This is a genomic window from Alsobacter sp. P4_H11 (assembly GCF_056400925.1).
Genome location: NZ_JBFUKI010000003.1, coordinates 352,514 through 365,021, shown reverse-complemented (window position 1 = coordinate 365,021; position 12,508 = coordinate 352,514). Strand labels below are relative to the sequence as shown.

The 12,508-nt window shown below is 70.6% G+C and carries 9 protein-coding genes; 7 read left to right on the top strand and 2 right to left on the bottom strand.

Translation table 11 applies throughout. The features are described 5' to 3' along the window. Positions 1-58: 58 nt before the first annotated feature. Positions 59-1,507 carry a glucosamine inositolphosphorylceramide transferase family protein gene (locus AC1DSZ_RS07430; RefSeq protein WP_476837732.1) on the bottom strand — a complete coding sequence of 483 codons (1,449 nt, stop codon included), beginning with the start codon at positions 1,505-1,507 and terminating at the stop codon, positions 59-61. 288 nt (positions 1,508-1,795) lie between these two features. On the opposite strand from AC1DSZ_RS07430, the gene AC1DSZ_RS07425 reads away from it, so the two are divergent. The 3 genes from AC1DSZ_RS07425 to AC1DSZ_RS07415 are packed head-to-tail and all read left to right on the top strand — an operon-like array spanning position 1,796 to position 4,991. Further along, entirely contained in the window at positions 1,796-2,428 is a 633-nt protein-coding gene (locus tag AC1DSZ_RS07425) for an exopolysaccharide biosynthesis polyprenyl glycosylphosphotransferase (protein ID WP_476837731.1), read from the top strand. Positions 2,429-2,436: 8 nt separating this feature from the next. Beyond that, positions 2,437-3,735 (top strand): VpsF family polysaccharide biosynthesis protein, encoded by a 1,299-nt coding sequence (locus AC1DSZ_RS07420; RefSeq protein WP_476837730.1) that lies wholly within the window; start codon positions 2,437-2,439, stop codon positions 3,733-3,735. Then, the gene (locus AC1DSZ_RS07415) at positions 3,732-4,991 is read left to right on the top strand and encodes a glycoside hydrolase family 5 protein (RefSeq protein ID WP_476837729.1); all 1,260 of its coding nucleotides are present in this window, start codon (positions 3,732-3,734) and stop codon (positions 4,989-4,991) included. Before AC1DSZ_RS07420 ends, AC1DSZ_RS07415 begins: the two co-directional genes overlap by 4 nt. Here the strand turns inward: AC1DSZ_RS07415 and AC1DSZ_RS07410 are convergent. After that, positions 4,988-6,094, bottom strand: coding sequence for a glycosyltransferase family 4 protein (locus tag AC1DSZ_RS07410; protein ID WP_476837728.1), 1,107 nt, complete (start codon positions 6,092-6,094; stop codon positions 4,988-4,990). The two genes, AC1DSZ_RS07415 and AC1DSZ_RS07410, sit on opposite strands and share 4 nt — an antisense overlap. Positions 6,095-6,315: 221 nt before the next feature. On the opposite strand from AC1DSZ_RS07410, the gene AC1DSZ_RS07405 reads away from it, so the two are divergent. From AC1DSZ_RS07405 to AC1DSZ_RS07390, 4 genes are all read left to right on the top strand, one after another. After that, positions 6,316-8,388 (top strand): GumC family protein, encoded by a 2,073-nt coding sequence (locus AC1DSZ_RS07405; RefSeq protein WP_476837727.1) that lies wholly within the window; start codon positions 6,316-6,318, stop codon positions 8,386-8,388. 133 nt (positions 8,389-8,521) lie between these two features. Continuing rightward, entirely contained in the window at positions 8,522-9,868 is a 1,347-nt protein-coding gene (gene wecC / locus AC1DSZ_RS07400) for a UDP-N-acetyl-D-mannosamine dehydrogenase (protein ID WP_476837726.1), read from the top strand. A gap of 54 nt (positions 9,869-9,922) precedes the next feature. Further along, positions 9,923-11,710, top strand: coding sequence for an asparagine synthase (glutamine-hydrolyzing) (gene asnB / locus AC1DSZ_RS07395; protein ID WP_476837725.1), 1,788 nt, complete (start codon positions 9,923-9,925; stop codon positions 11,708-11,710). A gap of 14 nt (positions 11,711-11,724) precedes the next feature. Beyond that, on the top strand, positions 11,725-12,501 hold the full coding sequence (locus AC1DSZ_RS07390) for a WecB/TagA/CpsF family glycosyltransferase (protein ID WP_476837724.1): 777 nt from the start codon (positions 11,725-11,727) through the stop codon (positions 12,499-12,501). Positions 12,502-12,508: the final 7 nt, after the last annotated feature.

The window sequence follows — 12,508 nt, the reverse complement described above, 5'->3', positions numbered from 1 at the left end:
GCCGTCATACGCCCCGGCGCTTCCCGCGCCGGGGTTTTTGTTTCATCACAGCCCCGCGCTAGCGCCGCCGCATCGGCGCGCAATGGTCGATCACCTCGAAGCCGCCGCCGATATTCAGCGTATGCGCGCCCGTGTCGCGACGCCCCATCGGCGGCAGGCTCGCCAAAACGGTCTGGCTGAAGCCTTCCGGATCGAGGCGATCGACGCGGCAGATCGAGAGGCCCGCCCCATAGCCGGCGCGGCAATCCTGCGCGGGACGAAACAGAGCCCCGCGCCGCCGCTCCAGCATGCCGGCCGGCCGCGCCGCGCGGGCGTCCACCAGCACCGGGTTCAGCGGATGCGGCGTCCACGGCCCGCGCCAGTGGTCCGCCATGAACAGGCTCAGCGCGTCCCAGCTCGTCTGCCCGCCGGCCGTGTCGGCAGCGAACATCCAGAACCGGCCGTCATGCTCGGCCAGCGTCACGTCCGACAGCTCCACGCCCGTCAGGATGTCGGCTTCTTTCACCCAGCGATCCGGGAAGCGCTCGGCCCGGTAGAGCTCGACGCTGCGGTTCGCATAGGTCTCGGGGATCATCCAGACCTGGCCGTCGCGCTCGAACACGAACGGATAGGAGAGGTGGTAGGGCCGCTCCAGCACGATGCTGAGCGGGCCCGCCCGGCCCTCGGCGTCGAGCGTGAACACGCCGATCTTGCCGCGCGGGTCGGCGTAGTCGAACACCTCGCAGAACACGCAGAACTGGCCGCCCCGGCTGATCACGAAGGGATCTGCCACGTAGCGCCCCTCGCCCGGCTGCAGCCATATATACCCGGCCGCGGGCCAGGCCGGCCGATCGTAGAGGTCCTCGCCGGCGCCCGCCTTGCGCCAGCCGATCCGCCAATGCGCCGGATGCTCGGTTAGCGACCGGAGCTTGCGCTCGACCCCGCGCGCGAACTGCGACGCCCCGAATCCGAGCGCGCCTTTGTGACCCGGCGCAGGCGCGGCGGGAGCCGCCTCCGCGCCGCCCGAGGCCGAGACGGCGGATACGAGCAAAAGCGACAGGCGGTTCAGAACGGCTTCGAGGCTGGAGGACAACAGCGCCGGCTGGGGCAGGGCCGCCAGCCCGGTCGCCACGATGCGCCCGGTCGGAATGCGGCGCACCGAAAGCGTCGGCGATCGCTCCGCCAGCAACGCCGCATAGAGGGCCGGCCAGCCCGGCGCGCCGTCGAATTCGGGCCGCAGCGCCGGCCCTGCGTCAGCCCGGTCGCCCCCGGTCAGGTCCATGACGAGATCGACCGGAGCGTCGTCCCCAAGGTCCGACTGAAGCTCCGGCGCGGCGTCCAGCGCCGTGAGCGCGCGCCCGAAGACGCGCCGTTCGAACCAGACGAGCGCGGCGAGGTCGGCGGGCAGGCTGGCCGGCGCCGTCCCGTGCTGGACGACGACGCCATGCCCCGCCGAACGCAGCCGCTCGGCCAGCCCCAGATGCCATCGCAGGGCAGGGCCCGCCGGCAGGCGCAGCGCGATCTTCATTCACCCCTCTCCGGGACGCAGCGCGGAGCAATTCGCGTCATTTGATGAGAATTCGATACACGGGGCTCCGGCGCAATCGCGCACGGGCCCGCGCCGAACATTACAGCGTCCCAAGGTTAAGAAGTCGCGCTCGGTCGGGAGCACACGCAATACGGGCACAGAGGTTGCAAATCTCCGCAGTGCAACTGGAAACGTCCGATGTCCGAACGCCCCAACGCTGCTTTTCGCGACGCATCGTTCCGAAAGAAAACACAACCGGAAATCTATGTTCCGAGAGAGGACTCCCGGGTGATACCGCTCCGCCCCAGCGTGCGCCGCGTGGCCGGGACATCGCGCAGATCGATCGCCAAGCGATTGTTCGACATCGTCTTCGCCACGCTCGGGCTCATCCTGCTCACGCCGGCGCTGATCATGGTCGCCATCGCGATCAAGCTGGAGAGCCGCGGGCCGGTGTTTTTCCGGCAGACCCGGCACGGGCTCGACCACGCCACCTTCCGGATCTGGAAGTTCCGCACCATGACGTGCGTGGAGGACGAGGAAAACGTGCGCCAGGCCATCCGGCTCGACCCGCGCCTTACCCGCGTGGGGGCCGTGTTGAGGCGCGCCAGCGTCGACGAGTTGCCGCAGCTCTTCAACGTCATCATGGGCGAGATGTCGCTGGTCGGGCCTCGCCCCCACGCGGTTTCGCACAACCGGTACTACGAGGCGTTGATCCCCGGCTATGCGCGGCGCCACAGCGTCACGCCGGGCATCACCGGCCTGGCGCAGGTCAACGGTCATCGCGGCCCCACCGAAACGGTGGACAAGATGCGTCGCCGGGTCGAGCTCGACCTCGCCTATGTGGATGGGCGCTCGTTCTGGCTGGACCTCAAGATCCTCGCCCTCACGGCTTTTCCGGCCGCCTCCCGCAACGCGTTTTGAGCCGGCGCATGGCCCGTCCCCAACCCGTGTTGAACAGCGCCGGCGTCGCCGCGTCGGCGGGGGCCGATCCCTGGTCGCCGGCCGAGGATCGCCCGCTGCTGCGCGCTGTGCTGTCCTGGGGCATCGCGGCCGCGCTGCTGTCGCGCTTCGTGCTGTCGGAGAACCTTCTCAACGCGGCGATCAACTACTCGAACGACGGCGGGTCCGTTGTGGAGAAGATCCACGTCGGCACCTATCTGGGCGTCGCCCTGTTCGGCTTCGCGCTGCTGACGACCCGGATCGTGCTCTCGCCCGCCGAGGCCCGCGTGCTGCGCCAGATGGGCGCCCTGGTGGGGGTGGTGTTCGGCCTTACCGCCATCGTGGTGCTGTCGGGCAACAGCGTCTCTGCCGGCTTCCTGGTCGACACTTATGTCAGCGCCGCGTTGGCCGGCGCGCTGATGCTGCTGCTGACGCCGGCCTGGCGTCGCGGCGTCGGCGACGCGCTGCTGGCCTTCATGCTGCTGAGCTCGCTCGTGGTGCTCGCCGAAAAGGCCACCGGGCACCGGCTCCTGCCCTACCCGTATGAGGAAAACGGCTTCCGGCCGACCGGCCTCACCTCCCATCCGCTGGTCGTCGGCCTCTTCAACGCGGGATCGATCGCGTTCGTGATGCTGACCCGCTGGCCCGCCTGGGCGAAGGCCGCCGCGATGGCCCTGCTGGTGGTGGCGGCCTTCGCGGCGGGCGCGCGCACCGGGGCGCTGCTCTGCGCCGGCGTCGCCGTCGTGAGCGCGCTCACGGCGCCGATGCGCGATCCCAATCCCACGCGGCGCCTGCAGATCCGCGGCCTCACGCTGCTCGGCATGCTCGCGCTCGCGCCCGTGGCGCTGTTCGCCATGGCGCAGCTCGGCCTGCTCGAACGGTTCATCACGGACGGTTATGTGGACGACAGCGCCAATGCGCGCGTCGAGATCTACCGCTTGTTCTCCATGGTGACCTGGCGCGACATCCTGCTCGGCGCCGACCTGCTCTGGATCAAGAAGCTCGCTTTCGAGAAGCTCGGCTTCGAGTTCATCGAGAGCCCGGTGATCATGTTCGTGTTCCAGTTCGGCGCAGTCGGAGCGGCCGTGCTGTTCGGCACGATCCTGTGGACCTTCTGGCGTCTCGTGGCCGGCCAGAACTGGCGCGCCGCCATGGGCGTCGTCGCATTTCTGCTCTGCGCCCTCTCCAACAACACCCTCGCATCCAAGAACCAGGCAGTGCTCATGATGATCGTCTATCTGCTCGCCTACGGGCGCGAGGCAGGCCCTCCTGTGCGGCGCCCGTCATGAGCCATCTCACCCGACGCGGGCTCCTGGCCGCCGCCGCCGGCGTGGCGACGCTCGCGGCCGCATCGCCGCTTCGCGCTGCAGGCCCCGTTTTCCGCCGCGGCGCCAGCATCCACAACCTGCTGAACTGGGCCACCGTGGAGCCTGCGGACAAGACCCGCTTCGCGTGGCCGCCCTTCGCCGGGCCGGCGCACCAGACCCCGGACGCCATTCTGCGCAACCTCGTGCGCGCCGGCTTCGACTTCATCCGCCTGACGATCGATCCCGGTCCCTTTCTGCAGTTCGAGGGCGAGAAGCGCGACGCGCTCGACGGCATGCTGCTCACGCAGGTGCGGCGGCTGCTCGACGCCGGCTTCGGCGTGATTGTCGATTTCCATCCCGTCAGCCAGGTTCCCGCCTACGCGCCGGAGCTCATCACCGCGGCGCTGGGCTCGCCGCTCTTCACCGCCTATGCGGACATGCTGGCGCGCATCGCAGGCCGGCTCAGCGCGCTGGAAACGCCGCGCGTGGCGCTCGAACTCATGAACGAGCCGCAATATGGCTGGGACGCTGGCTCGACCGCGCGCTGGCAGGCCATGCTGGCGGAGCTGCACGCGCGCGCGAGACAAGCCGCACCGAAGTTGCCGATCGTGCTCTCGGGCGCGCGGGGAGGGGACAAGGACGGGCTGCTGGCGCTCGACACAGCGCCGTTTCGCGGCAGCGACGTCTGGTGGACCTTCCACTACTACGCCCCGCACGTGTTTACGCATCAGGGCGTGAAGGCCGACCAGGGCGACGCGCGCTTCTGGCGCTACATCTCCAGCCTGCCATATCCGGCCGCCGGCGCGGACCGCGCCGCCACGCTGGACCACATCGCCCGGCAGATCGCGGCCGAGCCGGGCCTCAGCGCCGCCCAGCGCGGCGCGGCCCTGCGCGGGGCCAAGGCGGCCGCGACGGCCTATCTCGACTCCGGCTTCGACCGCGCCGCGATCTGGCGCGACTTCCGCACCGTGTCGGACTGGGCGGCGCGCAGCGGCGTCGACCGCTCCCGCATCCTGCTCGGCGAGTTCGGCGTCACGCGCACCTATGGCCCCTACCGGGCGGCCGACGACGGCGCCCGCGAGCGCTGGCTCACGGACGTGCGCGTCGAGGCGGAGGCCAACGGCTTCGCGTGGGCGCTCTGGGCCGTCACCGGCTATGGCGGCATGGCGCTGGTGGAGACGGACGACGCCACCACGTTCGACGCCGTGCAATTGCGGGCGTTGGGATTGCGCGCCTAGGCGCGGGTCATCTCCAGGTAAAGAGCCCGCAACCGGTCGGCGAAGCGGCCGATCTCGTAGTGCTGCACAAAGGAGTCGCGCGCCGCGGCCTGCGCGCGGCCAAGGCGCTCGGGGCTGAGCAGCAGCTCGGCCAGGCGCGCCGCGATGTGCTGCGGCTCGAGCGCCACGATCGCGCCCGTGACGCCGTCGACCACGACGTCCGGGATCGCGCCGACATCCGAGGCGACCAGCGCCGCGCCCGCGCAGGCGCCTTCCAGCAAGGTTAGCGGCAGGCCCTCGACCCGCGACGGCAGCACCACGATGGCGGCTTCGCGCATCAGCGCGTGCACGGCGTCGCTGTCCACCCAGCCGGTGAAGGACACGCGCTCGGCGAGCCCGGCCTCCGTCGCCAGCGTGCGGAAGTGGTCCACGTCGCCGTTGCCGGCCATCACGCAGCGCCAGTGCGGCGTAATGGCGGCGAGCTTCCCGAGCGCGTCCACGAGGAGGTCGGCGCCTTTGCGCGAGCCGACTTCGCCGGCGAAGAGGATCAGCGGCGCGCCGTGGTGGGGCTTCGGCGGCGCAATGTCGGGCGCGAAATCCGGGATGCCGTTCGGGATCACGACGATGCGCTCCGGCGCCGCGCCCATCGCGCGCGAGAAGAACGGCGCGAAATAGCGGCCGAGCACGATGATGCGGTCCGCGTCGCGCGCCATCCAGCCCAGCATGCGAAACCACAGCGGCCGGGCCGCCTGGTCCTGCGGCGTCACCATGCCGTGGAAATGGATCACCACCCGCCGGCCCGCGAGCCCGGCCAGCATGGCCAGCACGGCCTTTCGGTAGACGCTGCCATGGGTGGAGTGGTTGAGGTGGACGATGTCGATGCCGCCGACCACCACGGTCCACAAAAAGGCCGCGACCCGGGCCGGGAAACCCAGCATCGAGCGCCAGCCTTCGGCAGGCCCGCGAGCGGCGAAATACAGCATCTCGACGCCCTGCGGGCCGCGAACGGCCTCGACCTGGCGCAGGTAGAAGTACAGCCGGTCGATGCCGCCCTGGCCCGCCAGGCCGGTCGGGGTGACCACGAGAACCCGCACGGGTCTCGCGGCATGCTCTGCTGACGTCATCGTCCTCGCCTTGCCTTGGCGCGGCGATTAGCACGCTGGTGCTTAAGGTTGGGTTGCCGTGCAACCATCACGACAACCTGAGGTAGGCATACGCTTTGCTGCGCTCGCGATGGGATCTCCATGCGGTCGCCCGCGCGCATCAGGTTGGCACGAAGCCGCCTCATCCTGGCGCAAACGGGCGGCCTGGAGGTCCGGACCTTGTCGATCCGGAGCCGTCGCGCATGAGCATCGTCACGCACCATCGCTGGGAGGCCGCCGCCGAGCGACCCGCGCAGGAGCCCGAGCGTTCGCGCGGCTGGGTCGCCGAAGCGATCACGATCGACATGCGGGGCGCCGGGCGAATGCTGCTCCGGCGGAAATGGCACCTGCTCGCGCCGCTGCTCCTCTGCCTGTTCGCGGCGGCGGCCGGCGCCGCGATGCTGAAGCCCCGCTTCGCCAGCACGGTGCAGCTGCTGGCCGACCCACGCGAGCTGCAGGTGGTGCGCCCCGACGCGACCCTGCGCGTGCAGGCGGCCGAGCTCACCTCCACGGACGCCGAAACGGCGCTCGGCGTGCTGCGCTCGTCGAGCATCCTCGGCAAGGTCGTGGCCCGCGAAAGCCTCGACCAGGATCCCGAATTCATCGGCCAGAAGCCGACCTCCGAACCCTATCTGACGGCGCTCACCACGCTGGAGAAGCGCGTCGCCGTGAAGCGCGCCGACAAGAGCTTCGTGGTCGAGGTGTCGGTCTGGACGCTCAGCGCCGACAAGTCCGCCCGCATCGCCAACGCGATCGCGGCCGTCTACCTGCAGGAGGAGGCCGCCGGCAAGGTCGAGGCCTCGCAGCGCGCCTCGCGCGCACTGGCGTCGCGCATCGGCGAACTGAGCATTCGTGTGCAGGACGCCGAGCGCCTGGTCGCCGAGTACCGCTCGCGCAACGATCTCATCGGCGCCAGCGGCAGCCTCGTGCCCGAGCAGCAGATCGCCGAGATCAGCAAGCAGCTCGTGTCGGCCCGCGCCCGCACGGCCGACGCCCGCGCCCGCTTCGACCAGGTGCAGCAGATCCGCCGCCAGCCGCTCGCCATGGGGGACGTGCCGGATGCGGCGGGCTCCGCCGTGGTGGCGCAACTCAAGGGGCGGTACGCCGACGCAACCCGCCAGCAGGCCGACATCGGCGCAAGGCTCGGCCCGCGCCACCCCGAGGCCGCCGCCATCGGCGCGCAGGTCGCGGACGTGCGCCGCCAGCTCGATGGCGAGCTCACCCGGCTGGCGCGCGCCGCCGAGGCCGATTTCGACCGCGCCCGGCAGGCCGAGGACAGCCTCTCGCGCACGCTCGACAAGCTCAAGACGGCCGCCAACGACAGCGGCGAGGCCATGGTGCGCATGCGCGAGCTGGAGCGCCAGGCCGAGGCGAGCCGCGCGATCTACGCCACCTTCCTGCAGCGCGCCAAGGAGATTTCCGAGCAGCAGGGCATCGACACCTCCAACTCCCGCGTGATCTCGCCCGCCATCGCTAGCCAGAGCCCGACCGGCCTGTCGCGCTCTCTCATTCTCGCCGGCGGCCTGTTCGGCGGCCTGATGCTGGGCGTCGGCGCCGCCCTCCTGCGCGAGCTCACGGACGGCACGCTGCACCGCAAGAGCGAATTCGCGACGGCGTCGCGCCTGCCCGTGCTGGGCGTGCTCGCGGCGGACGCCAAGGCGCGCCGTCGAGGCGCGCTGCGCACGCTCGTGATCGACGAGCCGGGCGGCGCGATGGCGGCGCTCGTCTACAGGCTGCTCGATCTGACGCGCGCGCCCCGCACGTCGCGGCTCGCCTCGCGCAGCATCCTGTTCCTGTCCGTGGAGCCGAACTTCCAGCGCACCCAACTCGCCTTCAACCTAGCGGCCGCAGCTGCGCGCGACGAAGGCCGCGTCCTGTTGGTCGACGCCGATGGCGAGGCCGGCTTCAGCCGCGACCTGGAGGCCATGCCCGAGCACGGCCTTGCGGACGTGATCGGCCGGCGCTGCACGCTCGACCGCGCCGTGGTGGTGGACGAGGAGACGGGGCTCGGCGTGCTCGCCGCCGCGCCGGGCCTTGGCCGGCCGTCGCCCGACCTCGTCGGGTCCGCCCTGATGGGACCTGCCCGCGGCTTCGACCGGCTCGTGCTCGACGCCGGCACGCCGGCCACGCACCCGGCGGCCCTGTCCTTCGCGACGGCGGCGGACGACATCATCCTGGTCGCCACCCCCGGCGTGACCCGGCGCGACGCCCTACAGGACACCCTCGAACTGCTGGACGCCGTGCGCGGCAAGATCCGCGGAATCGTCCTCGCCTGACCGCCTCCCCGGCGCGGCGCATCCCGGATTGTCCCAAGCCGGGACGCACAACCCTGGCGCCGGGATTGCGACCATAGGTTGCAACACCACACCCCCGCCCCGCCGCGGGACACGACGTCAGGAGATGCGAGCCATGGCCCCCTTCAACGCCCCCCAGCCGACCTTCGAAGCCCCGGACCGCAGCCCGGCCCAGAGCGCGACGAGCGTCGGCGCGAACGGGCGCCGGCCGATCGAGACCGTGTCGGTGGTGGGCCTCGGCTATGTCGGCCTGCCGACCGCCGCGCTGCTGGCCTCCCGCGGCCTCAAGGTGATCGGCGTGGATCTCAAGGCCGAGGCGGTGGCCCGCATCAACGAGGGCCGCGCGCATATCGCCGAGCCCGATCTCGACATGATCCTGAGCGCGGTGGTGCAGGCCGGGCGGCTCGAGGCCTGCTCGGCCCCCAAGCCCGCAGACGCCTTCCTGATTGCGGTGCCGACCCCGATCACCCGTGACAAGAAGGCCGACATGCGGGCCGTCGAGTCCGCCCTGGCGTCGGTCGCCCCCGTGCTGAAGCGCGGCGACCTGATCGTGATCGAGTCCACCTCGCCGGTGGGCACTACCGAGCGCGCCGCCGCGCAGCTGCGCCGCCTGCGCCCGGACCTCACCTTCCCGGATCACGCTCCCGAGCAGTCCGACATCCTTGTCGCATATTGCCCGGAGCGCATCCTGCCCGGCCAGACCCTGCGCGAGCTGGTCGACAACGCCCGCATCATCGGCGGGCTCGACCACGCCAGCGCGTTGCGGGCCCGCGAGGTCTACGCGCATTTCGCGATGGGGCAGATGATGCTGGCCACCAGCCGCGAGGCCGAGTGCGCCAAGCTCGCCGAGAACGCCTTCCGGGACGTCAACATCGCCTACGCCAACGAACTCTCGATCCTGTGCGAGGGTATGGGCGTGGACCCGTGGTCGGTGATCCGCATGGCGAACCTCCATCCCCGCGTCAACATCCTGTCGCCCGGCCCCGGCGTCGGCGGTCACTGCATCCCGATCGACCCGTGGTTCCTCCACCAGGCCATGCCGGAGGAGACGCCTCTGATCGCGGCCGCCCGTTCGGTGAACGACGGCAAGCCCCAGCGCGTCGCCAACCGCGTCCAGAAGCTCGCCAGGCGCTTCCGCGAGCCCGCCATCGCGGTGCTGGGCCTCGCCTACAAGCCGAATGTAGACGACCTTCGCGAAAGCCCGGCGGTCGAGATCGCCCGCATCCTGGCCGATCGCCACGTGGGGCGCCTGCTGGTGGCCGAGCCCAACATCTCCCGTCTGCCGGACGAGCTCGCCGGCCGTCCCGACGTCGCGCTGGTGGATTGCGCCGCCGCGGTTGCGGAGGCCGACCTCGTCGTCATCCTGGTGGCGCACAGCAAGTTCCGGATGATCGACCGGGCCGCGCTCGCCTCGCGCGTCGTGGTCGACACCGTCGGCCTGCTCCAGCCCGACGCCAACTGATCCGGCCGCGGCCCTCGGGCCGCCGCGCGCTCCCTCCAAATCAGGACGTCGTCGATGTGTGGATTTGCCGGTCTGGTTCAGCGCAATCCCTCGCCCGAGGTGAGCGAGCGGTTTTGCGCGCTGGCGCTGCAATCGCTCGCGCGCCGCGGACCCGACGACGCCCGCACGCTGCGGCGGGGCGCGGTCGATCTCGTGCACACCCGCCTGTCGATCATCGACGCCGAGGGCGGCCTGCAGCCGATGGAGGACGAGGCCGGGATCATCGTCTTCAACGGCGAGATCTATAATCACGAGGAGCTGCGCCAGCCCAACACCCTCTATGCGTCCCGTTCCGACACGGAAGTGCTGTTGAAGGGGCTGAACACGCAGGGACCCGATTTCCTGGACCGCGCCGACGGCATGTTCGCCTTCGCGTATCTCAACAAGGCCCAGGGCAAGCTCTACGTCGCGCGTGATCGCTACGGCATCAAGCCGGCTTATGTGCTGAAATCCGCCGAGGCCTTCGCGTTCGGCTCCACCCTGCAGGCCTTGATGCCGTTCTCGGACAAGCGCATCGATGGCCAGGCGCTGGTGGAGTACTACACCTCCCGCGCCGCCCATGCGCCGCGCACGATGTTCCAGGACATCCGCGAAATCCCGCCGGGCTGCATGGCGGTGTTCGACCTGCGCGCGTTCACGGTAGAGATGAAGCGCTGGGCGCAGGACCGGGACATCCCGGTGAGCCGCGCCTCCGAGGCCGACCTGCTCGCCGAGCTCGACGCCGTGCTGCACGCCTCCGTGAAGGCGCATCTCGTCTCCGACGTGCCGGTGGCTTCGCTCCTGTCGGGCGGCATCGACTCCGGCCTGATCACCGCCATCGCGGCCCAATACGCCCCCGATCTCCACTGCTTCTCGGCCGGCTTCCAGGACAAGCGCTTCGACGAGAGCCCCTACGCGCAGGCGGTGGCCCGCCGCTACGGGCTGCGGCACTCGGTGAAGTTCATGAACGAGGAGACCGTGTTCGGCCTGCTCGACTCCTGGCCCAGCGTGATGGACGACGCCAACGCCGAGCCCGCCTCGGTGCTGAAATACGTGGTCGCCCAGTTCGCGCGCGACAGCGGCTACAAGGTGGTGCTGGCCGGCGAAGGGGCCGACGAGTTCTTCGGCGGCTACAACCAGTATTGGCGCTTTCGCCTCGCCAAGCGCCTGAGCGTGCTCGGCGCGCATGTGCCGATGCTGGCCGGCTGGGCCGAGAAGGCCGCCGGCCCGCGCAGCCGCATCGCCCATTTTCTGCGCCAGGCCTCCGGCCGCCAGGGCTTCCCGGGCACGAGCATGCCGTTCGAGCCGCATCTCGTCGGCCAGATGTTCTCCGGCGTGAACACCGGCGAATACGGCGTCGACACGCTGCGGCAGGCCCTGTTCCTGGATCAGCGCCGGCGCCTGCCCGACGACATGCTCACGGCCGCCGACCGCGCCACCATGCACGCCTCCATCGAGGCGCGGGTGCCCTTCGTGACGCGCAGCGTCGGCGACTTCGCCGCCTCGCTGGGCGACGACATGCTGCTGCGCGGCGCGAAGCAGAAATACCTGCTGCGCCAGCTCGCGCTGCGCTACCTGCCGGCCGAGTGCGTCGAGCGCCGCAAAGTCGGCTTCGACATGCCGCTCGGCCGCTGGTTCCGCGGCCGCCTGCGCGACGTCGTCTACGACACGCTCGCCAACACCTGGCAGCGCGACTTCCTGCGCCCCGGCGCAATGGAGCGCATCGTCGACCTGCACATGAGCGGCAAGGCCGACTACGCCGACAAGATCTGGGCCTTCGTGGTCCTCGACCGCAACGTCCGCGCCCTGCGCGCCATCAGCTGAAGGGGAGCCAAGCCATGATCCGCGTTCGCCTGCTCGATACCCCCATGGACATCGCCACCATGGACGAAACCGTGGACCGCGCGCTGGTGGCGATGCGCTCCGGCCGCCGCTGCCAGCACGTGGCGATGAACGTCGCCAAGCTCGTGAATGCGCGCACCGACGCCGATCTCGCCCAGGACATCCGCGACAGCGACATCATCGGCCTCGACGGCATGGGCGTCGTGGTCGGCCTGAAGGCGATGGGGCATGACGTCCCCGAGCGCGTCACCGGCATCGACCTGTTCCTGCGCATGATGGACGAATGCGCCCGCCGGGGCTTCAAGCCGTTTCTGCTGGGCGCCAAGCCGGATGTGCTGGCCGAAACGCAGGTCGAACTGCAGCGGCGCTATCCGGGCCTCGTCTTCGCGGGCGCGCACCACGGCTACTTCAAGCCGGAGGAGGAAGAAGGCATCCGCGACCTCGTGCGCGACAGCGGCGCGCATTGCCTGTTCATCGCCATGCCGACGCCCCGCAAGGAGCGCTTCATGCGCCGCTGGCGCGACACGCTCGGAACCCCGTTCCTGATGGGCGTTGGCGGCAGCTTCGACGTGGTCGCCGGGCGGGTCTCCCGCGCGCCGGCGCTGATGCAGCGCTTCGGCCTGGAATGGCTGCACCGCATGCTGCAGGAGCCGCGCCGCATGCTCGGCCGCTACCTCAAGACCAACGCGGTGTTCGCCGTGCTGCTCGCTCGCGAGCTTGTGGCGCACAAGATCGGCGGCCTTTCGCCCGCCCGTCGCAAGCGCGCCGCCTGAGCAAGCA